The following is a 25,036-nucleotide window of genomic DNA, read 5'->3' as shown; positions in this document are numbered from 1 at the left end:
TGCGGACCATGTGACCCATTCAGCGGTCCTCGACGCTACGATGGCCGGGTGACCGTGACCCCAGAACACCCCACCCCCGCCGACTGGTGGGTGACCGCGGACCAGTCGCTCACCCTCGTCGGCCACCACACCGACGCCGCCCACACCGCACCCGATCTGCTCGCCACCCTGAGCCGGATCGGCGAGGCCCGCCGAGCCACCGACCACGCGCTCGGCGCCGCGGTCCACGCGCTGCTCGCCTCGGGCCGTACGTGGGACGAGATCGCGGATGCGCTCGGCCACCCCGACGCCGCATCCGCCCGGCAGGCCACCGCCGCCGCTCTGGACGGCGCCCGCCGCGCACTGGACGGCCGTATCGGCCACCACCGAGCCACCTGACGGACCGAGAAGCCGCCGACGGGGCGATTTGGGCCGATTCGTCAATGGGTGACGGAATCTCAGAACATTGACAGTGGCTACTCATTGGTCACAGGTTCCACAGGAATTTACCGATCCCTTCACAACTTCCCCACATGTGGAGTCTAGGTTCTCCATAATTCATTCGACGCCCACGGGGAGGGATGCCACGGTGCCCGGAATCGACGAGTGCCTGCTGGAGGCCATGAAACTGCCCGGCGCCCGGGGTGCCGCCGTGGTCGACTGGACCAGCGGTCTGGCTCTGGGCACGGTCGGGGAGTCGCCGAGCGGCGACCACGAGGCCACGGCGGCCGAGACGGCGGAACTCGCGCGGATGGCGGCGGAATACCCGTCCTTCGCCCCCGCCGACGGCTCCGACTGGTCGGACGAGGACATTCCCGTCAACGATCTGATCGTCAGCAACCGCGACAGCTACCACGTGCTCCAGTTCGTCCGTACCACCTTCGACAGCAGTGTCTTTCTTCACCTGTGGCTCGGCCGTACGGAGGGCAATCTCGCCCTGGCCCGCATCCGGCTGGGCGAGATGGCGCGGCAACTGGTGCTGGGGTGAGCGCGTTGCGGGCACGATCTGCCAGCCTGCCCCGGCGGCGCCCCGCGACCCCCGCCGACAGCGCTCCGCCCGGCTCGCCCATGCTGCACCGGCTCGCCGCCGAGAAGGCCACCGGCTCCTTCATGCGGGAGCGGGGCACGCTGCATCTCGCCGACGGACACGTGATCCACGCGGAGAGCCCGGACACCCCCGATTTCGAGCTGCTGCTCACCGCGGGCGGCGCCCTGTCCCCCGAGGCGTGGCGGCAAGCCCTTGACGAAGCCGGGCCCGCACAGCGGGTGGGGCGGTTCCTGGTGGACAGCGGTCGCTTCCCCGAAGGGGCGTTGGAACTGTGCCACCTCGGGGCGCTGTACGACGCGGCGTTCTTCGTCCTCGCCTCGGACGGTGGCCCGGCCCGCTTCCGGTACGGGGCCGCGCACTGGATGGGAGCCGTGCGCCCGGTGCCGGTCGGCGCGGTGCAGCGAGAGACATCGCGCCGACGGAAGCTGCTGCAGGAGATCTGGCCGGAGGGGCGAGCGGACACCGAACCGCTCCTACGGACCGGCCTCCCCCTCGACGCGAACGTGCCGCGGCGGCAGCGCGAGGTCCTCGAACACGTCGACGGGGTACGCACCGCGGCCGATATCTCCCGCCTCCTGGGCCGCCCCGCCTTCCACACGCTCGTCGACGTCCGCCGGCTCGCCGCCGCGGGCATCGTGACGACGGCCCAGCCGACCCGTCCGACCCAGCCGACCCAGCCGACCCGTCCGGCCCGGCGGCCGCCGCGGCCCGGCGCCGCGGCCACCCCGCCTCCGGACACGTCCCCCGGCCCCGACATCAGCCTCCTGCGTCGGCTCAGGAACGCCTTGGAGGGCCTGTGATCCGCACGCTCGGACAGCGTGCCGAAAGGAGACAGCTCATGTCGGCCGAGGCGGAAATCCTCGACGAACTCCACCGGCTCCGGTCCCGCATGCCGCAGCTGACCGGCGCGCTCGTGGCCAGCGTCGACGGCCTCGTGCTGGCGCAGGACACCCGGGGCGTCGAGCCGGAGGGAGTGGCCGCCCTCACCGCGGCCGCCCTGGGCATCGCCCTGCGGCTCACCGACGCCACTGGGCAGGGCGGCTTCCGTGAACTCCTCATCCGCAGCGACCACGGCTATCTGGCCACCTACGCCGCCGGACCGTCCGCCGTGCTGACCCTGCTGGCCGAGGGACAGGTGAACGTCGGCCGACTGCATCTGGAGGGACGCCGCTCCAGCGGGCGCATCAGCGAACTGGTGGCGGGCGGCGTTCAGCAGCCCGACCGCCCCCGCGGCGGGCCGGCCGCCGCCACCGACCCGCCCCCCTTGCCCGTACGGCCCACCTCCCGACGCACGGGAGGGTCCCGCACCCGCTCCCGGCGCCCGGCCACGGGGGAGCCCCCGACGTAGAAGCCGCGCGCCTCGCACCGCACAACACCGCAACCCGAAGGGAACGACACCCGCCATGGCGAACACCGAAACAGCACTGAAGGACGCGCTCTCGACGATCGAGGGCGCCACCGGAGCCGCGCTCGTCGACTACACCAGCGGGATGGCGCTGGGAACCGCCGGAGGCGGCGCCAGCTTCGACCTGAACGTGGCGGCCGCGGGCAACACCGATGTCGTCCGCGCCAAGCTGCGCACCATGGAACACCTCGGCATCCAGGACGAGATCGAGGACATCCTCATCACCCTGGGCACCCAGTACCACCTGATCCGGCTGCTCAAGAGCCGCGGAGGCAACGGCCTCTTCCTCTACCTCGTACTGGACTCCGGACGCGCGAACCTGGCGATGGCCCGCCACCAGCTCAGAAAGATAGAGGCCGAGCTGGAGGTCTGAGCAACCGGAGCAGCGGCTCCTCAGCGGCCGAGGGCCCCGATCACCACCGTGGCCTCCCGCTCCTCGCACACCTCCACCCGCGGGACCAGCCCGTCCCCGGCGACGATGTCGAGCGCGCGCGACGCCTGCCGTTCGCTCGTCTCGAACAGCAGACTGCCGCCCGGCGCCAGCCACCCCGGCGCCCCGGCGGTCACCCGGCGCAGTACGTCGAGCCCGTCCGCGCCACCGTCCAGCGCCACCCGCGCCTCATGGACCCGCGCCTCCGGCGGCAGCAGCCCGACCTCCTCGGTGGGCACGTACGGCACATTGGCCAGCAGCACATCGACCCGGCCGCGCAGCGCGGCGGGCAGCGGCTCGTAGAGATCACCCTCGTACACCGCCCCGCCCGCGGGCTCGACGTTACGACGGGCGCAGCGCACCGCGGCCGGGTCGATGTCGGCCGCGTACCACTCGGCCCGGCCGCCCAGCGCCGCCACCAGCGCGGCCCCCAGCGCGCCCGACCCGCAGCACAGATCGACCACCACGGCCCCGGCGCGCGCCAGCGCGGCCGCCCGCTCGACCAGGAACTCCGTACGCCGCCGCGGTACGAACACCCCGGCGTCCACGGATATCCGCAGCCCCCGGAACTCCGCCCAGCCCAGAACATGCTCCAGCGGCAGCCCGGCGGCGCGCCGGTCCACCATGGCGTCGAGTTCGGCGGGGCCACGGGCGGTGGCGAGGATCAGCCGCGCCTCGTCCTCGGCGAACACGCACCCGGCGGCGCGGAGTCTGGTGACGACGGTGGAAAAGGTGACAAGTGAAGGTGCCGACATGGAAGCCTGGAAGCCTTTCGGAATCCCCGAGGGCGCTCCCGGCGGTCAGCTATTCCGCGAAACCCCGAGGCGAGAGCACCCAGCCTGAACTGGCGTTGATGGGTCTCACCTCCTAGACGCGTACGAGTGACCGCCACATTACCCGATCAGCCGCGGCTCCCGAGCGCCGCGTAGCGCACGCCCGTGAGCTGTTCCGAGGCCGCCCACAGCTGGCGGGACGCCTTGTCGCTGCGGGTCCACTTGGCGCGGGCCGCGTGGGTGGGGGAGCCGGGGCGGAGGCCCTGGAGGGGTGGGCCGACGTAGTCGTCCTGCTGGATGCCGGGGGCGGTGGCCGCGTAGAGGGCGGGGAGGGCGCCGCGCTCCGGGGGCTGGGCGAAGTAGCGGTTGCCGATCTCCATGAAGCGTTCCTTCGCCCGGTGGCCCTCCATTTTCGGGGCGACGGACATGAGGTTGGTCGCGGCGTAGCCGGGGTGGGCGGCGGCGGCCACCAGCGGGGCGTTCGCGGTGCGCAGCCGCTGGGCCAGTTCGTGGGTGAAGAGGAGGTTGGCGGACTTGGAGCGGGCGTAGGCGGCCCAGCGCCGGTATCTGCGCTGCATGGAGAGGTCGGCCGGATCGACCGTGCCGAGCAGATGCATGAAGCTGGAGACGGTGACCACGCGGGCGCCCGGCCCGGCCGCCAGCAGCTTCGGCAGCAGCAGCCCGGTGAGCGCGAAATGGCCGAGGTGGTTGACGCCGAACTGCATCTCGAAGCCGTCGGCGGTCCTGCGGTAGGGGAGGGCCATCACGCCCGCGTTGTTGATCAGGAGGTCCAGCCGGTCGCCCTGGTACTCGGCCGCGAAGGCCCGTACGGAGGACAGATCGGCCAGGTCCAGCGGCGCGAACCGCACCGCCGCGCCCGGTGCCTCGGCCCGGATGCGCTCCTCGGCGTCCTTGCCGCGCCCCGCGTCCCGGCAGGCCAGCACCACCTGGGCGCCGCGCCGGGCCAGTTCGCGGGCGGTGGCGTAGCCGAGGCCGCTGTTGGCCCCGGTCACCACGGCGGTGCGGCCGGTCTGGTCGGGGATGTCGCTCGCGGTCCAGCCCTTCATCGACGCGCTCCTTCGAGGTGATCCCGGTGGTGGGGTGGCGCTGGGGACGAACATGCCACGGCCGCCCTTCGCACACCAGAACGCCGCTGTCGGACCCATGAGGCAGGATCTCCCTATGACGCGATCGAACGGGGGAGGGCCGATGGCGGACGCGCGGACGGCTCTGGACGACTACAAGGTGGTGCCCGCGCTGACCGGGCTCGTCGACGGCATGGGCATGTGGAAGCCCGGGGCGCTCGCCGCCATCGAGCGGACCGGGGCCTATCTGCGGGGCACCTGGGATCCGGCGGAGCCGGGGGACGGGCCCGGGAATGCCGGTGAGGGGTCGTGGACGCGGTTCATCGGGCGGATCGGGGCCGTCGCGCTGCGGGCGGCCGCCGCGTCCACGCGGGACGAGCGGCGGGAGCGGCAGCTGGCGCTGCTGGAGGTGTGGGCGGACAGCCCGTTCGCCGACCCGGGGGCCCGGCTGCGTACCGGGACGGTGGCCACCGAGCGGACGGCGGTGCGCGACGAGCACGGGGCGGCCGTCTGCGTGGGGTGGGGCGGCGAGGGGCTGCGCCGGTTCGTCGATCTGCGCACCGGGGACGCGGAGCCGCCGAGCCTCGGGGAGATCGCGGAGGTCGCCGAGGTGCCGCGCGGCTGGGGCAGCGCGGAGCAGGTGCGGCGGCTGGTGGCGCTGGTGCGGGAGCGGGGGCCCGTGCCGTGGGACCGGGAGGCGGTGGCCCTGCTGCGGGACGGTACGGGGCTGAGCAGAGCGGCGGCGTCGCTCGCGCTGGCCGGGATGCTCGAATTGTCGTACGTCCCGTTCCTCGACGCCGGTGAGCGGACGACGCTGCGGCTGAAGATGGGCGAAGCCGAGGACGGCAACAGCGAGTTGTGGCGGCTCGGCACGGCGGGGCGGCTGGAGGTGGCGGCGGACGTCCTGCCGGAGGATCCGGCCGACCTGTGGGAGCCGGGCGGGATGCGGCCGGTGGCCGAGCGGATCGCCGAGCAGTGGCGGGCGCGGTTCGGGCGGCGCACGGTGGTGTCGGAGCGCACGCTGGGCGCGGTCATCGACCAGGGGACGTTCCCGCTGTCCGCGTCCCGCTTCTGCGCCACGCTCACCGACCCCGCCGGGGAGCCCACGCTCTCCGCCGGCCTCGACACCTGGCTCCGCAGGACCGACTACGGATGCTCCGCGGCCGACGAGCACTGGCAGATCGTACGGTTCGGGGAGCTGCTGAGCGGCGGCGTCCACAACCTCCCCTGGGCCTACGCCGAGCTGCCCGCAGGTGATCCGGTCCGGGACGGGGTGCCCGGCTTCGTCCGGCTGATGAAGGACCGGCTGAACCACCCGGGGCTGCTGCTGGACGCCGGGTATTTCCGCCACACCGGGGACGAGCCGATCACGGAGCTGCGCGAGGTGTTCGGCGGCTGCCCGTACGCCGGGCCGGAGCGGCTGGACGTCGCCACGGTGGACGACGGGCTCACCGTGGGCGCCGAGGGCACCATCGACCGGCGTGGCTACCGGGGCAACACCCATCTGTACTTCCGCCCGGCGCTCTATGGGGACGACGAGCGCTCCAAGCGGCTGTCGGCGGCGTCCGCGCCCGGGGTCGGCCGCCGGGAGCTGGAGATCGTGGAGTGGCTGCGCGGTCCGGTCTGCGCCCGCATCGTCGACCGGATCGCCTCCGGGGCGCTGCCCGCCGGGCGGTACGAGGCGGATCCGGCGGCCTCGGCCCCCGGCGTGGTGGCATCGGTGGCCGAGGCGCTGGGCCTCGACCAGGACCCGGCGGCCCTCTATCTGCAGCTCCTGGTCCTGCCCCGGCCGACCGACCGCGGCGTCCGCCTCTGGAACGGCTGGACGGCCGCCCGCCACCAGGAGGCCGCCGCCGCGCTCGTCGCCCGCGGGCTGGCGGTCGAGGACAAGCGGGCCCGGGCCGGGCGCGGGGTCTTCCTGCCCGGCGACTGGGCGCCCGCGCCGAAGAAGTTCTACCGGCCGATCGAGGTGTGGAAGGCGGACCTCCTCGGTCTGCGGCTGCGCTACGGCGGACGCGTGGAGGACAAGCTCCCGCTGCCCGCCCGCACGCTGCCCGAGCTGTTCGAGGAAGCCTGGGCGCGGGTGGAGGCGGGGGAGGGCCCGCGCTGACGGCCCCGCCCCGCCGCACATCTACTTCACCCGTGCCTCGCACACCAGCCGCCGCCGGTGGTCCACCCGGCGCTCGGGCCCGGTCAGCGTCAGCGGGACGGTGTGGCGTACGTCGGCGTCGGCGCTGGAGGACGCCAACCGCAGCTCCAGCGCGCCCGGTTCCACGATCCGGCCGCCGTCCCGGTCCACCGGGTATGAGGCGAGGTCGGCGTGGAAGGTGAAGTGCACCTCGGCCGACTCGCCCGGCCCGAGCGGCACCCGGGTGTAGCCGACCAGCCGCGCCACCGGGCGGGCGGTGCGGGCCACCGGGTCGTGCAGATACAGCTGCACGACCTCGGTACCGGCCCGGTCGCCGGTGTTGCGCACGGTCAGCCGTACCGTCGTCTCGCCGTCCGTCGCCACCTCGGCGGCGTCGGCCTCCGGCCGCTCCCAGGCGAACGAGGTGTACGTCAGCCCGTGGCCGAAGGGGAACAGCGGGGTCGGGTCGACGGTGCTGGCGTCGCCGAGGCGGCCGAGCGGGGGCTGCAGATACGTCCAGGGCTGGCCGCCCGGCGCGTACGGCACGCTCACCGGCAGCCGCCCGGACGGACTGACGCGCCCGCCCAGCACCCCGGCCACCGCCGGGCCGCCCTCCTCGCCGGGGAAGAACGCCTGCACCGCGGCGGCCAGCAGCCCCGACCAGCGGCCGAGGGCGTAGGGGCGGCCGGTGAGGAGCACCAGCACCACGGGCGTCCCGGTGGCCAGCAGGGTGTCCAGCAACGCGCCCTGGTCACCGGGGAGTTCGAGGTCGGCGGCGTCGCATCCCTCGCCCGAGGTGCCGCGCCCGAAGAGCCCGGAGCGGTCGCCGAGCACCGCCACGCACACCTCGGCGTCCGCCGCCATCCGGGCCGCCTGCGCCAACCGGCTCTCGGCGGTGAGCGCCGCCGAGCCCGCCGAGCCGGGACCGGCCGGGGAGGCGGGCGCCGGGCCGGGCGCGGCGCACCCCTCGGCGTGGCTGATCCGGGCGCCGGGCAGCTCGGCGCGCAGCGCGGCGAGCAGCGTCGGCACCTCGACACCCATGGGCAGATCGGGGTGTTCGATGCCGACATGGCGGGGGAAGGTGTAGCAGCCGAGCATGGCGGCGGGGTCGTCGGCGAGCGGTCCGACGACGGCGATACGGGCGTCGGGCGCCAGCGGCAGCACATCCCCGTCGTTGGAGAGCAGCACCACGGACTCCTCGGCCAGCTGCCGCGCGACGGCCCGCATCGCGGGCGGATCGAGATCCACTGGCGAGGTCGCGAGCGCGGGCGGCTCCGGCGACCAGTCCGGGTCCAGCAGCCCCAGTTCGCATTTCTGGGTGAGCACCCGGCGTACCGCCCGGTCGACCAGCCGCTCCGGCACCTCCCCGGCCCGTACGGCGTCCCGCAGCGGGGTGCTGTAGCAGCGCGCGGCCGGAAGCTCGACGTCCACGCCCGCCGCGAGGGCGAGGGCGGCGGCGCGCGCGGGGGAGTCGGCGACGCGGTGGGCCAGCTCCAGGAAGGAGATGCCGAAGTAGTCGGCGACGACGGTGCCGGTGAAGCCCCACCGCTCCCGCAGCAGTTCGGTCAGCAGCCAGGGGTTGGCGGCGGAGGGGACGCCGTCGAGGTCGTTGTAGGAGTGCATCACGGAGCGGGCACCGCCGTCCCGCAGCGCCATCTCGAACGGCGGCAGGATCATCTCGGCCAGCTCCCGCGGGCCGATCGAGACCGGCGCGTGGTTGCGGGCGCCCCGCGAGGCCGAGTAGCCCGCGAAGTGCTTGAGCGTGGCGATGAGCCCGGCGGACTCCAGGCCGCGGACGTACGCGGTGCCGACGGTCGCGACCAGATACGGGTCCTCGCCGATCGACTCCTCCGTACGCCCCCAGCGCGCGTCCCGCACCACGTCCAGTACGGGCGAGAGCCCCTGGTGGATGCCGACCGACCGCATCGAGCCGCCGATCTGCCCGGCGGCCCACTCCACCAGCGCCGGGTCGAAGGAGGCGCCCCAGGCGAGCGGGGTGGGGAAGACGGTGGCGCGCCAGGCGGTGAAGCCGGTCAGGCACTCCTCATGGACGAGCGCCGGGATCCCGAAGCGGTTCGCGGCGGTGATACGGGCCTGGGTGCGGGCGAGCGCGGCGGCGCCCTCGGCGGGGTCGACGGGGGCGGTGCCGAAGGGGCGGGTCAGCTGTCCGAGGCCGTGCGGGAGGAGGCCGTCGAGGTCCACGTCCTCCGCCACCTCGTGCTGGAGCGGGGCGACGTCCTCGCCCTCCTCGGCCTCCGAACCCGGCCACACGCTGTACAGCTGGGCGAGCTTCTCCTCCAGCGTCATGAGGGCGAGCAGATCGTCCGCGCGGTCCTCGGCGGGGAGGGAGGTGTCCTGCCAGGGGTGAGGCATGAAGCTCCTTGTGGTGAGCGGCGTACTGGTGGGCGGCGTACCGGAGGCTGTTATTTGCCGCCCATGCCCATCAGACCGTTGATCAGCTGGCGCCGCGCGAACAGATACACGAGGAAGATCGGGACGATGGACAGCACGACCGCAGTGAGCAGCGCCGGGGTGTCCACCCGGAACTCGCCGACGTAGTCGTACAGGCCCAGCGTCAGCAGCCGGTTGCTCTTGGACTGGGTGAGGATCAGCGGGAAGAGGAACCCGTTCCAGGCGTGCAGCGCGGACATCACCCCGACGGTGGAGATCCCGGAGCGGGACAGCGGTACGACCAGCTGGAGCAGCACCCGGGTCGGGCTCGCGCCGTCCAGCGCCATCGACTCGTACATCTCCTCGTCGATGTCGCGCACCGTGCCGACCAGGATCAGCACGCTGACCGGGAGGGAGAAGGCGGCCGTCGGCAGGATGACGGCGAGGAGGGTGTCGTACAGATGCAGCTTGGTGATGACCAGATAGATCGGGATGATCACCGCTTGGGAGGGGATCGCGAGCCCGAGCAGGAAGATCTGGAAGATCCGGCGGGAGACGCGGCTGCGGGTGCGGACGATGCTGTAGCCGACGGTCACCGACAGCACGATCACCAGCGCCGCGCAGACGGCCGTGACCAGCGCGGTGTTGAGGAGGTAGTGCAGGAAGCCGGAGCCCAGCACCCGGCGGTAGTTGGCGAAGGTGGGATGGTCGGGCAGGGCGAGCGGCCCGTCGTCGATGTAGCCGTTACGGGTCTGGAAGGTGGCCGCGACCAGCACGTACAGCGGCAGCCCGACGACGGCCAGCCAGATGAGCGCGCCGACCCCGGCCGGGTAGTTGCGGCGGGACGGACCCCGGCGGCGTCGGCGGGGGCGGGACGCCGCCGGGGTCCTTTTCGGCGTATGGACGCCGTCTCGGGGGTGGCCGTGCAGGACGTCGGTCACATGCCCTCCCGGGTGCTGCGCATCGCGGTGAAGCCGGTGAGCCGCACCAGCAGCAGGGAGACGGTGGTGGCGACGGCCACCAGGATGGTCGCGACGGCGCTCGCGTAGCCGAGGTCGAACGCCTGGAAGCCGTTCTTGTACATCAGGTACGGCATGATCGTGGTGTCGGTGCCGGGGCCGCCCTTGGTGAGGATCAGCACGGTGTCGAAGAAGGTCAGCGCGCCCACCACCATGATCACCGACGAGGTGACGACGGTGTTCCGCAGCTGCGGCAGGGTGATCGAGAAGAACTGCCGTACGGTCCCGGCGCCGTCGATCGCCGCCGCGTCGTAGAGCGAGCGCGGGACGGCCCGGGCCCCGCCCTGGTAGATCAGCGTGTGCAGCGGGATGAACTGCCATGCGGTGACGAAGAGGATCGCGCCGAACGCGCCCGTGGGGCTGCCCAGCAGGTCGCCGTCCTCGAACCCGAGGGCCGGGCCGATGTCGGCGATCAGGCCGAAGTTCGGGTCCAGCAGCGACTTCCAGACCAGCGCGAGCGCGACGGACGACCCCAGCAGCGGCAGGAAGAAGATCGCCGACAGCACGGCCCGGTTGCGCTGCCGCCCGGCCGCCCAGACCCCGAGCAGCAGCGCCAGCGGGGTCTGGACCAGCCAGGTCAGTACGGTGAGGACGAGGCTGAGCCGGATGGCCTGATGGGTGTCGGGGTCGTCCCACAGCCGGGTCCAGTTGCTGAGCCCGGTCCACTGCGGGGTGCCGATGCCGTCCCAGTCGGTGAAGGCCAGCGCGCCGACGAGGATCATGGGGGCGACGGCGAAGAACACGAAGAACAGGGCGCCGGGCAGGGCCCAGGCGGCGCTCGGCCGCCCCACGTTCGTATGTCTCGTGGCGGCGTTCGCCATCACATGCCCTTCAGGGCGTCGACGAACTCCGTCGGGCTCAGCTGGCCGTTGAACAGCTTCTGGATGTTGGTGTGCAGCGGTGGGGTGTACTTGGCGGGCAGCGCCTGATCCCAGGAGAGCGTGAAGTCCGGGGCGTCCCGCACCATGTCGTACTGGAACTTCGCGTACGTGGGGTTCTCGTGGCCGTTCAGCAGCGAGGACGCGTCGGACGTCGTGGGAACGTCGCCGTTGGCGATCAGCGCCTTGGCGTAGTCCTGTTTGGCCGCGAACTTCACGAAGTCGATCGCCGCCTGCTGCTTCTTGCCCTTCAGCTTTCCGCTGATCGACCAGTAGTTGGTGGGGTTGCCGACCACGTTCTTGGGGTCGCCGGTGCCGCCGGGGACGGACGGGAAGGTGGTCCAGCCGAGGCCCGACTTGGCGAACGCGGGCTGGTTGGTCTTCTGGTTGGCGTACTCCCAGCTGCCCATCAGATGCATCGCGGCCTTGCCCTTGGCGAAGTACGTGGACGCGCCGTCCGCCGTGTAGTTGACCGACTTGTAGTTCTTGCCGAACGCGCCGCGGTCCACCAGGTCCTTGATGGTCTCCGCCGTCTTCAGCACCGCCGGATCGCCCCAGGCGTCCTTGCCCTCGCTCTGGATCTTCTTGAACACCCCGGCCCCGCCGTAGCGGTCCACCAGGTACTCCACCCACATCAGCTCGGTCCACGGGTCGGTACCGGCCAGGACGAACGGGGTGACGCCCTTGCCCTTGAAGGTGCCGATGAGCTTGATGATGTCGTTCCACGACGTGGGCGGCTGGGCGCCCGCCTGCTTGAACACGTCCTTGTTGTAGAAGAGGATCACCGGCTGCATGCCGCGCATCGGGATGCCGTAGTGCTTTCCGTCGATGCCGCCCGCGTCGAGGATCGAGGGGATGAACCCCTTCTTCAGCGACGGGTCCTTCTGCATCGCGGGGTCGAGGTCGAGCAGCATGTCCTTCTTGACGAACTCGCTGATGCTGCCGCCGCCCCAGTTGAAGAACACGTCGGGGGCGTTGGGCGTGCCCATGGAGGTGCGCAGCTTGTCCGAGTAGCCGTCGCCCGGCACCTGGGTGAGCTTGACCTTGATCTTCGAGGTCTTGTTGAACCGCTCGACGACCTGGCGCTGCACCTTGGTCGAGGGGTCCTGGTAGACCCAGACGCTGATCTCCCCGTCGCCCGACCCTCCGGGCCCGCTGCTTCCGCAGCCGCTGAGCGTTCCCCCCAACACGAGCGCGGCTGCCGCCGCGATGCCCGTCGCACGGAGGGATGACCTTGACCGAGGTATGCGCATCACGTGCCTTCCGGAAGTTGCCCGATAATTCTCGGAAGCGGTTGCGTGGACGGTATGAGGGGCCTGATGCGGTGTCAAGACTTCCGGCACCGGGCGGGGTGCTGTTCCCCCAACTCGCCCGCACCAGCGGCTCGTTAGTCATGAGTTAGCCGATCGACAGCGGCAGCGAGCAGGGTGGTTTCCCGTCACCTGAATGAAAGGAGTCATCCATGCCGAAGAAGCGCTCACGTTGGATAGCCGTGCCGCTCGGGGCCGTCGCCCTGACCCTGACCGTCGCCGGTTACCAGGCCGGGGCGGCCGAGCCGACCCCCCGGGCCGACCGCGCCGCCAACGCCTCGGCCGCGTGCCTGACCGACGCGACCACCCTGATCGGTGATCTCGACGGCGACACCTACCCGGACAAGATCGCCAACCCCGGGCACACCGGCACTGCGATGACGATCCAGTGGGGCGCCAAGGACGGCTCGTTCGGGCAGAAGACCGCCGTCAAGGACCTGCTCGGCGCGAAGAAGGGTGAGGTCGCGACCGCCGCGGTCGCCGACTTCGACAACGACGGCACGCTGGACATGGTCGTCAACATCGTCGAGCCCGCCAGCGGGGACGACCCCAACACGGCCCGCGTCGCGGAATACCGCCCCGGCCCGCTCGACCGGACGAACCTGCGGTCCGCCGACGCCCAGCACTCCGACATCGGCGAGCACGGCGAGGCCAAGCAGCTCCGCGTCGCCCACTACAACGACGACGCGTACCCGGACCTCGCCATCCTCAACAACGGGGGCGACGGCCAGCTGGACCGGGACGTACGCCTGTCGAAGCCGGGCGGCGGCCTGGCGGACTTCGACTACGAGGCGTTCGAGAAGTACGGCGAAGCCGGGGCGCTGTCCGACCCGCCCGCCATGCCCAGCGACGGCTGGAAGCAGTACTACAAGCCCTGCGCCTGACACCACCAGCGGGCGCCGTCGGCAGGCCAACAGGCCACCGGCGGCGCCCGCCGCCATGTGCCCGCCCGACTGTGCCCGCCCGACTGTGCCCACCCGACTGGGCGCCGCCCTGCGGCCGGTGCGGGGAGTCAGCCCCCGGTCGGTGGGGCGGTGCTGGCGCGGACCATCAGCTGGGTCGCCAGCTCCACGCGGGGCGAGTCGATCTCCTCGCCGCGGGCCTGCCGCAGCACCGTGCGGGCCGCCAGTTTGCCCATGTCGGCCAGGGGCTGACGCACCGTCGTCAGGGGCGGGGCCGACCAGCGGACCTCGGGGAGGTCGTCGAAGCCGATCACGCTCACGTCCTCCGGCACCCGCAGCCCCCGCCTCCGCAGGGCCTCGATGGCGCCCAGGGCCATCTGGTCGCTGGAGGCGAAGACGGCGGTCGGCGGGGTGGGGGAGGCCATGAGCTGCTCGCAGCCGTGGAAACCGGATTCGTGGTAGAAGTCCCCCTGTGCGACGAGAGCTTGATCGAACGGAACACCCGCCGCCTCCAGCGCCGCCCGGTGTCCGTCCAGCCGCGCCCGGCTGCACAGCAGCCGGGGCGGGCCCGCGATGAAACCGATCTGGCGGTGCCCCAGGCTCAGCAGGTGTTCGGTGGCGGCCAGGCCGCCCGCCCAGTTGGTGGCGCCGACCGTGGGCGCCGCCGGGGCGTCGAGGGCGGGGGAACCCGCCGGGTCGACGACCACGATGGGGACGTTCAGCCGCCGCAGCTCGGCGTGGACCACCGGCTCCAGGACGGACGTCACCAGGATCACCCCGTCCGAGGCGCGGGCGCGCAGGTTCTTCATCCACTGCCGGGCCGAGCCCGCCCGCCCGTGGATGGCGGAGACGACCGTACCGACTCCGTCCTGGTGCGCGATCTCCTCCACCCCGCGGATGATCTCCACGGCCCAGGGGCTGTCGAGGTCGTTGAAGACCAGGTCGAGGAGGGCGGCGCGGTCGCCGGGGGCGGTCTGGCGGCGGCGGTAGCCATGGAGGCGTAGCAGGTCCTCGACCCGGGCCCGGGTCTCGGGGGAGACGTCCGACCGTCCGTTGACGACCCGCGAGACCGTGGGGACGGACACCCCGGCCTCCTGGGCGATGGCGGTGATCGTCACCTTCGGCCTGGTACCGCCGTCGGGGCTCGCGCTCTCCGTAGCCATTTCCGCCTCCTCCGTTGACGGGCATCACGCCCGCCTCTAACTTTCCGGTCGCACCCTCGGAACCTTGCAGAAGTCTTCCGGAAAACCGGATCAGACGTGAAGAGAAGAGAGGGACACTCCCATGAAGCTCCAGTTCCTGAGCTTACGCAGCGCCGCGCTGGCCGCCTCGGCCGCGGCGCTCACCTTCGGCCTCGCGGCGCCCGGCCACGCCGAGGAGACGACGAAGGACACCGCCGCCGCGAACCCCACGCTGCGCGAAGTCGCCGCCAACCCCACGCTGCGCGAAGTCGCCGCCCGCACCGGCCGTTTCGTCGGCACCGCCGTCAACGACGGCCGTCTCGGCGACGGCACCTACGCGAACATCGCCAAGAGCGAGTTCTCCAGCGTCACCGCCGAGAACGCCATGAAGTGGGGCTCGGTCGAGCCGAACCGCGGCCAGTTCAACTGGGCCGCCGCCGACCGCCTCGTCTCGTTCGCCCAGGCCAACAGCCAGAAGGTGTACGGCCACACCCTGGTCTGGCACAGCCAGATGCCGGGCTGGCTGGCCAACGGCTCGTTCTCCAACACCGAGCTGCGCACCATCATGACCAACCACGTCACCACCCAGGTCGCCCGCTACAAGGGCAAGGTCCAGCGCTGGGACGTGGTCAACGAGGCGTTCAACGAGGACGGCAGTCTCCGCGCGTCCAAGTTCTACAGCCAGCTCGGCCAGTCGTACATAGCCGACGCCTTCCGGGCCGCGCGCGCCGCCGACCCGAGCGCCAAGCTCTTCATCAACGACTACAACACCGAGGGAACGAACGCGAAGAGCAACGGCCTGTACAACCTGGTCAAGACGCTGAAACAGCAGGGCGTGCCCATCGACGGCGTCGGCTTCCAGAGCCATCTCATCGTGGGCCAGGTCCCGTCGACGATGAAGGCCAACCTGCAGCGCTTCGCCGACCTCGGCGTGGACGTCGTGATCAGCGAGCTGGACATCCGGATGACCACCCCCGCGGACGCCACCAAGCTCCAGCAGCAGGCAGCCGACTACAAGACGGTGGCCAGGACCTGTGTGGCGGTCGCCCGCTGCGGCGGCATCACGGTGTGGGGCTTCGGCGACCGGGACTCCTGGGTGCCGGGCACCTTCCCGGGCCAGGGCGCGGCCAATCTGTACGACACCAACTACCAGCCCAAGCCCGCCTACAACGCCTTCCGTGACGGACTCGCCGGGTCCTAGGCAAGCCCGCCTGGACGGCGTGACCGCCCCGCCGTCCAGGCACCTCGGCACCACGTCCCCCGGAAATTCCCTCTCCTCCGCTGTAAGAAGTCGCGGTTCCCCGCCATTCCCAGGTGAGAGAGCCAAGATGAGGAGACGGCGCGTGACCGACGCCCAACGCTTCCGGGACCTGTACGAGGAGTGCCATCCCCGTGTGCTGGCCTACGCCTCCGGCCTGGTCGGCCGACAGGTCGGTGAGGACATCACCAGCGAGACCTTCACCGTCGCCTGGCGCCGGATGCGGGACGTGCCCACGCCGCCGCTGCCGTGGCTGCTCGGCGTGGCCCGCAATCTGACCCGTGAGCTGCGGCGCCGCGACGGCAGGCAGTACGCCCTGGCCGCCGAGGAGGCACAGCGCCTGGTCACCTCGGGCGCCCAGGTCGGCGATGTGGCCGCCGACGTGGCCGAACGCGCGGCGGCGCTGCAGGCGCTGGCGGGGCTGTCCGAGGCCGACCGCGAGCTGCTGACGCTGGTCGCCTGGCACGGGCTGGGCCCGAGACAGGCGGCGCGGGTCCTCGGCTGTTCCACCGCCACGTTCTCGGTGCGGCTGCACCGGGCCAGACGGCGGCTGGAGCGGGCCGTGGACGCGGTCGGGCTCTCTCGTGACCCCCGCCCGCAGGTGGCAGTGAAGGAGCACTGACATGGCACGTAAACGACCCGACGTCATGAAGACCTTGGCGGACGCGCGGCCCCCGGAGCTGGATCCGGAGCGGCTGGCCGGTTCCGCACGCGCCCGGCACGACCTGGCCACCATCCTGGCCGGTGCGCAGGAGGGGCCTCAAGCGACCCGGTCCGCGCGGCCGTTCAGCTGGCGCTGGACGCTGCCCGCCGTGGCGGCGGCGGCCGTGGCCGGGGTGGTGGTGGCGGCCCTGCCCCAGGGCACCCCGGGTGCCGACGGCGCCCGGGCCACCGCGGGGCCCGCCACGAACGGCCCCCGGCACACCCCCGAGAACGGCCGCCTCGCGCTGCTGAACGTGGCCGCCCGGGCGGATCGCGCCGCGCAGGAGGGCACGTACTGGCAGACGGCCACGCGCTCGGCCTGGACCGGCGTCGTCGACCACGCCGGAACGGCCTTCGCGGTCGTCGCCTCCGGGAGCGACCAGCAGTCCATCGGCGTACGGCCCGGTACGGAGAGCCTGTGGATCTCGGGGCTCGACGCCCGCGTCGTACCCCGCACCGACCGCGACGCGGCGCGCTGGCGGGCCGCCGGGCGGCCGAAGGACGTGACGCTCGCCGCACAGGCGGGCGGCAAGCTGGGCCTGCGGATGGACACCGGGTCCGAGAAGAAGCGGCCGACGGTGACCCGGACCAACCAGGGCGACCGGATCGCCTCGCTGGGCGCGCGCAATGTCACCTACGACGACCTGCGGAAACTCCCCGGGGACAGCGACAAGCTGAAGGCGACGCTGGCCGGCCTGTACCAGGAGGACCGGGGGAGCGAGATCAAGGGCCGCACCGAGTGGATGTGGCAGCAGGCGGCCGGGCTGATCCGGCTGCCGGTCAAGCCCGCCGTCCGGGCCGCCGCGTACCGCGTCATCGCGGGGCTGCCCGGCATCGCCTCGCTCGGCGAGGTGACCGACCCGACGGGCCGTAAGGGGATCGGTTTCGCCCTGCCCGCGACCGAGGGGACCGACTACGGGACGGCGCGCTCGGAGCTGATCGTCGACCCGGCGACCGGCGCGCTGCTGGCCGACCGTCAGACGCTGACCAAGCCGAACGCGAAGGCCGCCGAGGCGGGGCTGACGGCGGGCACGGTGGTCAACTACAACGCCACCGTCACGGCCGAGTGGACCGACCGGCAGCTGAGGAGGCCCGAATGACCGGCCAGGACCGCCGCGGAGCGCGCCGGAGTTGGCTGCGCACGACGATCGCGCTGGGCGCGGTCGTACTCGCCACCGTGAGCACACAGGCGAACGCCGCCACCGCCACCCCGTGGAAGCTGCGGACCCCGATGAGCGAGACCGCCTCGCGGGAGTACTGGGACGTGGCCTCGACCGGCGCCGAGGACATCTGGACGGTGGGCCGGAAGACGGACGGCGACGCCGGGGACACGCCCCTGATCAGGCACTGGAACGGCACCACGTGGAAGGACGTGCCCGCGGCCGCCACTGGAGGCAGGCCCGCGTGGCTGCAACTGGTCGCCGCTTCCGCGCCGGACGACGCCTGGGCGGCGGGCACCCTCGGCGACAACACCTCCGTCGTACTGCAGCACTGGGACGGGAGGAAGTGGCGTGAGTCCGGCCACCCCGCCGCCCCCGAGGGCTCGCTGAGCTTCGTCTCCGGCCTCGCCGCCTTCGGTGCGAAGTCCGCGTGGCTGACCGGTTTCGACTGGAATCCGGAGACCGGCGCCGATGTCTCCTATCTGGAGCGCTGGACCGGCTCCGGGTGGCAGCGGGTGTCCCTTCCCGCCGCACCCGGTGGCGGGGAGGTGCGTCCCACGGACATCACCGGCACCGGCCCGGACGATGTCTGGCTCACCGCCGACGCCGTCACCGGCCGGATGGCGAAGCCGCTGCTCTACCACTGGGACGGCCGCGCCTGGACGGTCCGCGAGGTGCCCACCCCCGCCGAGTCCCCGACCGGCTGGACGGCCGCACACGCCGTGGCCACCGGCCGCGACTCGGTCTACCTGGTCGGCAAGACCAACGAGGACGCGCCCGCGGCGACCATGGCCGTCCGCTGGACCGGCGGCCGCTGGCAGTCGCTGCCCGCGCTCCCCGTCGAGGAGGCGAACGCCGCGGGCGCGGACGGCGCCGGGCGGCCGTGGATCGCCGGGTGGCGGCCGGGCAGCCCCCACACCGTGCTGTCCCGCTGGACGGGTACGGCGTGGGCGACCGAGGAGCTGCCCGCCGACGTCACCGGGCACAGCGAGATGTCCACGGTGGTCGGCATCACCGGCGTCCCCGGGACGAAGGGCGTGCTGGCCGCGGGGATGGCCGGTTGCGCGAGCGATCCCGTCCAGTGCGGGATCGTCGTCTCACGCGACCTGCGCTGAGGCCGCCTCACCGGTACGCGTGGCGTAGGTCTGGACGGTGACCGTCTCATCGTCCAGGCACCGCCCGGTCTCCAGGTCGAAACGCTGCTTGAGCAGCGGCGAGGCCACGAACGGCCGTCCGTCCGCCGAGCCCAGCAGCCCGCGGGAGAGGACGTACGCCCCGGTGAACGGGTCGCGGTTGTCGATCGCGTACGGGCAGCCCGCGCGGTCCAGGAAGACCGCCACCTGCGTGCCGTCCGGCAGCAGGGCGGCCACTCCGCGGCCCGGGATGAGGTCGGTGAGGTCGCAGATCGCGAACCACCGCTGGTCGACGAGGAGTTCTACGCGGAGGTCGATCCGCTCGGGCGCCATGGTCATCGGCTCGAAGTCCCTTCGAGAGTGCGTGCGGTACGGACGGGGATGTTGGGGCCGGACAGCAGCGTCAGGTCCGGCTTGACCTGGTCGCGCTCGGGGACGAAGGCGACCGTCGGGTCGGGCGATTCGGGCGCGTTGACGAAGGAGACGAAGCGCCGCAGCCGCTCGGGGTCGTTGATGGTCTCGGCCCATTCGTCGCGGTAGCCCGCCACGTGGTCGGCCATCAGCGCCTCCAGCTCGGCGCACAGCCCCAGCGAGTCGTGGACCACCACGTCCCGTACGTGGTCGAGACCGCCCTCGATCCGCTCCAGCCAGGCCGAGGTGCGCTCCAGCCGGTCGGCGGTGCGGATGTAGAACATCAGGAAGCGGTCGATGAGCCGGACCAGCTCCTCGTCGTTCAGGTCCTGGGCGAGCAGATCGGCGTGGCGCGGCTCGGCGCCGCCGTTGCCGCCGACGTACAGGTTCCAGCCGCCCACCGTGGCGATGATGCCGAAGTCCTTGCCGCGCGCCTCCGCGCATTCGCGGGCGCAGCCGGAGACGGCCGACTTCAGCTTGTGCGGGGAGCGCAGGCCGCGGTAGCGCAGCTCCAGGTCGATGGCCATGCGCACCGAGTCCTGGACGCCGTAGCGGCACCAGGTCTGGCCCACGCAGGACTTCACGGTGCGCAGCGCCTTGCCGTACGCGTGCCCCGATTCGAACCCGGCGTCCACCAGCTTGGCCCAGATCACCGGGAGCTGGTCCACCCGGGCGCCGAACAGGTCGATCCGCTGACCGCCGGTGATCTTCGTGTAGAGGCCGAAGTCGCGGGCGACCTCGCCGATCACGATCAGCTTCTCGGGGGTGATCTCGCCGCCGGGGATCCGGGGCACGATCGAGTACGACCCGTTGCGCTGGAGGTTGGCCAGGAAGTGGTCGTTGGTGTCCTGGAGGGCGGCCTGTTCGCCGTCCAGCACATAGCCGCTGGCGCCCAGCGTCGGGGCGAGCGAGGCGATGATCGAGCCGACGGCCGGTTTGCACACCTCGCAGCCGTCGCCGCCGCGCGCCTCCTCGCGGCCGTGGCCCTCCAGCAGCTGCGCGTACGTGGTGATGCGCAGGGTGCGGACGATCTCGTACAGCTCGGCGCGGGTGTATCCGAAGCAGCCGCACAGCCCCTTGTCGACGCTGATCCCGCTCGCCTCCAGCTCGTCGTTGACGAGCGTGGTGAGCGTCTTGACGCAGCTGCCGCAGCCGGTGCCCGCCTTGGTGCACTTCTTCACCTCGGGCACGGTGGCGCACTCGTGCTCGGTGACCGCCGAACGGATCGAGCCCTTGGTGACGTTGTGGCAGCTGCAGATGACCGCCTCGTCGGGCAGCGCGGACGGCCCGAGCGCGGCGGGTGCGCCGAGCCCCGCGGGCAGCACCAGCTGCTCGGGCGCGACGGGCGGCACCGAACCGGTCAGCGGCCGCAGCATGCCGTACGAGTCGGCGTCGCCGACCAGCACCCCGCCGAGCAGTTCGCCCCCGGCGCCGACCACCAGCTTCTTGTAGACGCCCGCGCGGGAGTCGGAGTAGACGACGTCGAGACAGCCGTCGGCGGTGCCGTGGGCGTCGCCGAAGGACGCCACGTCCACGCCGAGCAGCTTGAGCTTGGTGGAGGTGTCGGCGCCGGTGAAGCCCTCGCGGTCGAGCGCGGCGAGGCCGTCGGCGACGGTCTGCGCCATCTCGTACCCGGGCGCGACCAGCCCGTACACCTTCCCGTCGGCGGCCAGCGCGCATTCGCCGATCGCGTACACCGCCGGGTCGCTGGTGCGACACTGCTCGTCGACCGCGATGCCGCCGCGCTCGCCGACGGTGAGGCCGCAGTCCCGGGCCAGCTGGTCACGGGGGCGCACCCCGGCCGAGAAGATCACCAGGTCGGTGTCGATGGACGAGCCGTCCGAGAGCGCCATGGCGGTCACCGCGCCGTTGGAATCGGCGGTGATCTCCTTGCCGCCGACGCCGGTGTGCACGATCAGCCCCATGTCCTCGACGGTGCGGCGCAGCGCGCTGCCGCCGCCCTCGTCCACCTGGAGCGCCATCAGCCGCGCGTTGAACTCCACGATGTGCGTGGTCAGCCCGAGCCCCTTCAGGGCGCCCGCCGCCTCCAGCCCGAGCAGCCCGCCGCCGACCACGGTGCCGGTCGCCCGGTCCTTGGCGTACTCCTCGATGGCGAGGAGGTCCTCGACCGTGCGGTAGACGAAGCAGCCCTCGCTGTCCTTGCCGGGCACGGGCGGTACGAACGGGTACGAGCCGGTGGCCAGCACGAGCGTGTCGTACGTGACGGTGAGCCCGGAGCGCGCGGTGATTGTGCGCGCCGCCCGGTCGATGGTCTCGGCCGGGTCGCCGAGGTGCAGCTCGATGCCGTGCCGCTCCATGAAGCCGTCTTCGACCATGGACAGATCGTCCGCGGTCCGGCCGGAGAAGTACGAGGTCAGCTGCACCCGGTCGTACGCGGGCCGGGGCTCCTCGCACAGCACCACGACCCGGGCGCGTGTCGTCACGCCCCGGTCGGCCAGCGCCTCCAGGAAGCGCTGGCCGACCATGCCGTGCCCGACGAGCACGATCGTGGGGCCGGCAGTCTTGGTCTTCGGTGCGCTCATCGTCATGCCAGGAAGCGTGCGGGAGCGCTGTTTCCCGACCGCATCACCATCGTTTCCCGGACGCAACGCTGCCCTCAGCGTGCCGCGCGGGTGGCTGTGAGCCCCGGAGGAGCCCTACCGAAGGGTGATCGGCAGCTTCTGCGGGCTGTTGCCGACGAAGCTCCGGTGCGGCACGAGCTGATCGTCCGGGACGGCGAGGTCGAGGCCGGGGAAGCGGGTGAAGAGCGCTTCGAGGGCGATCACGGCCTCCATCCGGGCCAGCGGGGCGCCCAGGCAGAAGTGCGCGCCGTGGCCGAAGGACAGATGGCGCGCCGCCCGGGTCACGACGAAGCGGTCCGCGTCCGGCCCGTACTCGCGCTCGTCGCGCCCGGCGGCGGTGTACGAGACGAGCACGGGCGCGCCCTTGGGGATCACCGAGTCGCCTACGGGGAGGTCCCGGGTGGGGTAGCGGAACGGGAAGTAGCTCACCGGGCTGTCGTACCGCAGCGTCTCCTCGACCACGTCGTCCCAGGTGGCGGCCCCGGAGCGGACCAGCTCCAGCTGGTCGCGGTGGTTGCACAGCGCCCGCACGGCATTGGTGATCAGGTTGAGCGTGGTCTCGTGCCCGGCGATGATCGTCAGCATCAGGGTGCCGATCAGCTCCTCCTCGCCGAGCCGGTCCCCGTCCTCCGCCCGCGTCGCGATGAGCGCGCTGGTCAGGTCGTCTCCCGGGTCCTTCAGCCGGGACGCGGCCACCTGGCCGAGAATCGCCACCATCTCGCGGTTGGCCTGCGGGACCCGCTCGGGGGCGGTGGCGGTGGAGACGATCTCGTTGGACAGCTCGTGCAGCCGGTCCTGGTACGCCTCGTCGACGCCCAGCAGCCGGGAGATCACGCTCATCGGCAGCGGCAGTGCGAAGTGGCGGCGCAGATCCGCCACTCCGTCCGGGTCCGCGGCGGCGGCCTCGGCCAGCCGGTCCAGCAGCGAGCCGGTCAGGTCGCGCACGACCGGGCGCAGCGCCTCCATCCGGCGCGGGGTGAACGCGCGGGTCACCAGGGACCGCAGCCGCTTGTGGTCGTCGCCGTCGGCGGTGGTCATGCCCGGCACGGTGGCGAACGTCAGCATCGGCCAGCCGGCCGGGATCTCGCCGTCGCGCAGGGCGGCGAAGTGGCAGGCGTTCTTGGCCACGTCGGGGTGGGTGAGGAAGCCCTTCAGCTCCTCGTGCCGGGTGACGGCGTACGCCGGTACGTCACCGGGCAGCAGGACCGGTACCGCGGCCCCGCGCGCCCGTAACCCGGCGTTGACCGCGTGCTGGTCGTCGGGTTCCAGCCGGTGCGGCGCGGGGGCGTCGTTTCGTACGCCGTCGTGCCGTACGCCGTCGTGCGGTACGGGGTCGTCGTGCGCTACGGGGCAGCGGCCGTCGGTCATCTGCGGTCTCCTGGAGGCGAGTCGGGCGCGTGAGGTGCCGGGGAGGGGGCCGGGGCGTCGGCGGCGAGCTGCGGTGCGGAGAATCGCACGGGCAGCCCGGCCAGCCCCTTGGACCAGGGCGAGGTGATCCACGGAAGCTGCTCCTCCGGCACCGCGATCTCCAGATCGGGCAGCCGGTGGCGGAGCGTGTCCACGGCGGTACGGGTGATCAGCCGGGCCGGATCCTGCGCCGGGCAGGTGTGCGGGCCCGCGCCGAACGCCAGGTGCGAGCGGTTGCCGACCACCGGCCGGCCGTCCTCCGGAAGCACCTCCGGGTCGGCGTTCGCCCCGGCCAGCCCGAGGATCAGCATGTCCCCGGCGCGGATGTCCTGGCCGCCGAGGCGCAGATCGCGGGTGGCGTAGCGGCCGGGGAAGTTCTGGGTCGGCGGCTGGCGCCACAGCACCAGATCGAGCGCGTCGTCCACGGTGAGGTGGCCATGGGCCAGCGAGGAGCGGAACGCGGGGTCGGTGAGCAGGATCTGCGTGGTGGAGGCGATCCAGTTCACGGTGGTGTTGTTTCCCGCGACGATGATCACCACCAGGTTGTGCAGCACCTCCTCGTCGCTCAGCCCGACCGGGTGCTCCAGCAGCCAGGACGTCAGATCCGCGCCCGGCCGCTGCTTCTTCCAGGCGATCAGGTCCAGCAGGATGCGGCCCATCCGCTTGTTGGCGCCGGTGGCGGCCACGGTGGGGGCGACGATCGTGGTGAGCGTCTCGACCAGCCGCGGCCCGCTCTCCTCGTCCAGCCCCAGCAGCTCGGTGACCACCTGCAACGGCAGGACGCGCGCGTACTGCGTCACCAGATCGGCCCGGTGCTGATCGGCGAACCCGGCGACCAGCCGCTCGGCGGTCGCCCGCACCGTACGGATCAGCTCGTGCCCGTTCACCCGGCCCAGTGCGTCGGCCACCGCCGAGCGCATCCGGCGGTGCTGCGTGCCGTCCGCGAACAGCAGCGCGGGCCGCCAGCCCACCAGCGGCATCAGCGGCGAATCGGCCGGTACCCGGCCGTCGCGCAGCGGTGTCCAGCGGCGCGGATCGTGCGAGAAGTACTGCTCGTCGCGGGTGAGATGGAGCAGCTCACGGTGGCCGATGACGAGCCACGCCTCGACCCCGGGCGCGATCTCGACCGGCACCACGTTGCCGTGGTCGCGGCGCATCCGTTCGTACAGCTCGGTCAGCGGCCCGTCCAGCGCCGTCCCGTGCAGCGGCACCCGCCGCGTCGCCGGGCCCACCGCGGTACCCGCCGCGCGCGCCGCCGTCATGTCGCCTCCGTGACGGTCTCGATGAGATGGCTCACCAGCGAGATCAGCGCCTTGACGGACGACCGGTGCTCGCGCGCGTCACAGATGACCAGCGGGGTGTGCGGGAGCAGATCGAGCGCCGACCGCAGATCGTCCTCGTTGTGCAGCGCGCTGTCCGGAAAAGAGTTGACGGCCACCGAGAACGGAACGTCCAGGTCCTCCAGATGGCCGATGGCGTCGAAGGACGCCTCCAGATCGCGGGTGTCGACCAGCGCGAGCGCGCCCAGGGCGCCCCGCGCCAGGTCCTTCCACGCGGGGAGGAAACGCTGCTGGCCGGGGGTGCCGAAGAGGTACAGGACCAACTCGCCGCCCAGCGTGATCCGCCCGAAGTCCAGCGCCACGGTGGTGGTGGACTTCGTCGGCCGCACCGGTATGTCCAGCCGGGCCCCCGCCTGGCTCATGGTCGCCTCGGTGGACAGTGGCTTGATCTCCGAGACCGTGCCGATCAGCGTGGTCTTGCCGACCCCCATCGGCCCGACGACCAGGATCTTCGCCGCGCCGGACACGCTGGGCTGCACGTACATGACCGGCGCGTCGTCCAGGTCGTCCGTGG

Annotated in this window: 23 protein-coding genes; 11 read left to right on the top strand and 12 right to left on the bottom strand. The window is 72.4% G+C overall.

The window, feature by feature from the left end; all coding sequences use genetic code 11:
• The first annotated feature begins 48 nt into the window (after positions 1–48).
• The 5 genes from ACZ59A_RS04360 (at position 49) to ACZ59A_RS04340 (ending at position 2,805) form a co-directional block, all read left to right on the top strand.
• Entirely contained in the window at positions 49–378 is a 330-nt protein-coding gene (locus ACZ59A_RS04360) for a hypothetical protein (RefSeq protein ID WP_470953321.1), read from the top strand.
• A gap of 190 nt (positions 379–568) precedes the next feature.
• Positions 569–967 carry a hypothetical protein gene (locus ACZ59A_RS04355; protein ID WP_470953319.1) on the top strand — a complete coding sequence of 133 codons (399 nt, stop codon included), beginning with the start codon at positions 569–571 and terminating at the stop codon, positions 965–967.
• A gap of 80 nt (positions 968–1,047) precedes the next feature.
• Positions 1,048–1,827: a transcriptional regulator gene (locus ACZ59A_RS04350; protein WP_470954641.1), complete on the top strand. Its 780-nt coding sequence runs from the start codon at positions 1,048–1,050 to the stop codon at positions 1,825–1,827.
• Between the two features lie 38 nt (positions 1,828–1,865).
• The gene (locus ACZ59A_RS04345) at positions 1,866–2,375 is read left to right on the top strand and encodes a roadblock/LC7 domain-containing protein (protein ID WP_470953316.1); all 510 of its coding nucleotides are present in this window, start codon (positions 1,866–1,868) and stop codon (positions 2,373–2,375) included.
• A gap of 55 nt (positions 2,376–2,430) precedes the next feature.
• Positions 2,431–2,805 (top strand): roadblock/LC7 domain-containing protein, encoded by a 375-nt coding sequence (locus tag ACZ59A_RS04340; RefSeq protein WP_470953313.1) that lies wholly within the window; start codon positions 2,431–2,433, stop codon positions 2,803–2,805.
• Positions 2,806–2,825: 20 nt separating this feature from the next.
• On the opposite strand, the gene ACZ59A_RS04335 is transcribed toward ACZ59A_RS04340, so the two are convergent.
• Both ACZ59A_RS04335 and ACZ59A_RS04330 read right to left on the bottom strand, forming a co-directional pair.
• Positions 2,826–3,617 carry a putative protein N(5)-glutamine methyltransferase gene (locus tag ACZ59A_RS04335; RefSeq protein ID WP_470953311.1) on the bottom strand — a complete coding sequence of 264 codons (792 nt, stop codon included), beginning with the start codon at positions 3,615–3,617 and terminating at the stop codon, positions 2,826–2,828.
• 146 nt (positions 3,618–3,763) lie between these two features.
• Positions 3,764–4,702, bottom strand: a complete 939-nt coding sequence (locus tag ACZ59A_RS04330) for an oxidoreductase (protein WP_470953308.1) — start codon at positions 4,700–4,702, stop codon at positions 3,764–3,766.
• Positions 4,703–4,844: 142 nt separating this feature from the next.
• On the opposite strand from ACZ59A_RS04330, the gene ACZ59A_RS04325 reads away from it, so the two are divergent.
• Entirely contained in the window at positions 4,845–6,830 is a 1,986-nt protein-coding gene (locus ACZ59A_RS04325) for a hypothetical protein (RefSeq protein WP_470953305.1), read from the top strand.
• Between the two features lie 21 nt (positions 6,831–6,851).
• On the opposite strand, the gene ACZ59A_RS04320 is transcribed toward ACZ59A_RS04325, so the two are convergent.
• The 4 genes from ACZ59A_RS04320 to ACZ59A_RS04305 are packed head-to-tail and all read right to left on the bottom strand — an operon-like array spanning position 6,852 to position 12,389.
• Positions 6,852–9,221 carry a beta-xylosidase/alpha-l-arabinosidase gene (locus tag ACZ59A_RS04320; protein ID WP_470953303.1) on the bottom strand — a complete coding sequence of 790 codons (2,370 nt, stop codon included), beginning with the start codon at positions 9,219–9,221 and terminating at the stop codon, positions 6,852–6,854.
• A 50-nt stretch (positions 9,222–9,271) separates the two neighbouring features.
• Positions 9,272–10,180: a carbohydrate ABC transporter permease gene (locus ACZ59A_RS04315; protein WP_470953300.1), complete on the bottom strand. Its 909-nt coding sequence runs from the start codon at positions 10,178–10,180 to the stop codon at positions 9,272–9,274.
• A complete protein-coding gene (locus ACZ59A_RS04310; RefSeq protein WP_470953297.1) occupies positions 10,177–11,079 on the bottom strand; it encodes a carbohydrate ABC transporter permease in 903 nt (300 codons plus the stop codon). Before ACZ59A_RS04310 ends, ACZ59A_RS04315 begins: the two co-directional genes overlap by 4 nt.
• Entirely contained in the window at positions 11,079–12,389 is a 1,311-nt protein-coding gene (locus ACZ59A_RS04305; protein WP_470953294.1) for an ABC transporter substrate-binding protein, read from the bottom strand. The genes ACZ59A_RS04310 and ACZ59A_RS04305 overlap by 1 nt, the downstream gene beginning before the upstream one ends.
• Before the next feature lie 209 nt (positions 12,390–12,598).
• Here ACZ59A_RS04305 and ACZ59A_RS04300 point away from each other — a divergent pair, with 209 nt between their 5' ends.
• Positions 12,599–13,330, top strand: coding sequence for an FG-GAP repeat domain-containing protein (locus ACZ59A_RS04300; protein WP_470953291.1), 732 nt, complete (start codon positions 12,599–12,601; stop codon positions 13,328–13,330).
• A gap of 128 nt (positions 13,331–13,458) precedes the next feature.
• Here ACZ59A_RS04300 and ACZ59A_RS04295 read toward each other — a convergent pair whose 3' ends face one another.
• Positions 13,459–14,511, bottom strand: a complete 1,053-nt coding sequence (locus ACZ59A_RS04295) for a LacI family DNA-binding transcriptional regulator (RefSeq protein WP_470953289.1) — start codon at positions 14,509–14,511, stop codon at positions 13,459–13,461.
• A gap of 121 nt (positions 14,512–14,632) precedes the next feature.
• Between ACZ59A_RS04295 and ACZ59A_RS04290 the strand changes: the two genes are divergently transcribed.
• The 4 genes from ACZ59A_RS04290 (at position 14,633) to ACZ59A_RS04275 (ending at position 18,764) form a co-directional block, all read left to right on the top strand.
• Complete coding sequence (locus ACZ59A_RS04290) at positions 14,633–15,730, top strand: glycoside hydrolase family 10 protein (protein ID WP_470953287.1); 1,098 nt, start codon at positions 14,633–14,635, stop codon at positions 15,728–15,730.
• A 142-nt stretch (positions 15,731–15,872) separates the two neighbouring features.
• Positions 15,873–16,409, top strand: a complete 537-nt coding sequence (locus ACZ59A_RS04285) for an RNA polymerase sigma factor (protein ID WP_470953284.1) — start codon at positions 15,873–15,875, stop codon at positions 16,407–16,409.
• A 1-nt stretch (position 16,410) separates the two neighbouring features.
• Positions 16,411–17,589, top strand: coding sequence for a CU044_5270 family protein (locus ACZ59A_RS04280; RefSeq protein ID WP_470953281.1), 1,179 nt, complete (start codon positions 16,411–16,413; stop codon positions 17,587–17,589).
• The gene (locus ACZ59A_RS04275; RefSeq protein ID WP_470953278.1) at positions 17,586–18,764 is read left to right on the top strand and encodes a hypothetical protein; all 1,179 of its coding nucleotides are present in this window, start codon (positions 17,586–17,588) and stop codon (positions 18,762–18,764) included. Before ACZ59A_RS04280 ends, ACZ59A_RS04275 begins: the two co-directional genes overlap by 4 nt.
• On the opposite strand, the gene nirD is transcribed toward ACZ59A_RS04275, so the two are convergent.
• The 5 genes from nirD to ACZ59A_RS04250 all read right to left on the bottom strand — a co-directional run bounded on the left by nirD (position 18,747) and on the right by ACZ59A_RS04250 (position 24,989).
• Positions 18,747–19,121, bottom strand: a complete 375-nt coding sequence (gene nirD / locus ACZ59A_RS04270; RefSeq protein ID WP_470953275.1) for a nitrite reductase small subunit NirD — start codon at positions 19,119–19,121, stop codon at positions 18,747–18,749. The two genes, ACZ59A_RS04275 and nirD, sit on opposite strands and share 18 nt — an antisense overlap.
• Positions 19,118–21,742 carry a nitrite reductase large subunit NirB gene (gene nirB / locus ACZ59A_RS04265; protein WP_470953272.1) on the bottom strand — a complete coding sequence of 875 codons (2,625 nt, stop codon included), beginning with the start codon at positions 21,740–21,742 and terminating at the stop codon, positions 19,118–19,120. The genes nirD and nirB overlap by 4 nt, the downstream gene beginning before the upstream one ends.
• A 108-nt stretch (positions 21,743–21,850) precedes the next feature.
• On the bottom strand, positions 21,851–23,143 hold the full coding sequence (locus ACZ59A_RS04260) for a cytochrome P450 family protein (RefSeq protein WP_470953270.1): 1,293 nt from the start codon (positions 23,141–23,143) through the stop codon (positions 21,851–21,853).
• On the bottom strand, positions 23,140–24,444 hold the full coding sequence (locus ACZ59A_RS04255; RefSeq protein WP_470953267.1) for a cytochrome P450: 1,305 nt from the start codon (positions 24,442–24,444) through the stop codon (positions 23,140–23,142). Before ACZ59A_RS04255 ends, ACZ59A_RS04260 begins: the two co-directional genes overlap by 4 nt.
• The gene (locus ACZ59A_RS04250; RefSeq protein ID WP_470954638.1) at positions 24,441–24,989 is read right to left on the bottom strand and encodes a GTP-binding protein; all 549 of its coding nucleotides are present in this window, start codon (positions 24,987–24,989) and stop codon (positions 24,441–24,443) included. The genes ACZ59A_RS04255 and ACZ59A_RS04250 overlap by 4 nt, the downstream gene beginning before the upstream one ends.
• Positions 24,990–25,036 lie beyond the last annotated feature (47 nt).

The organism is Streptomyces sp. NPDC040405 (assembly GCF_055595765.1).
Note: the sequence above shows the minus strand (reverse complement) of the source record. Positions and strands in the feature narration are given on the sequence as shown.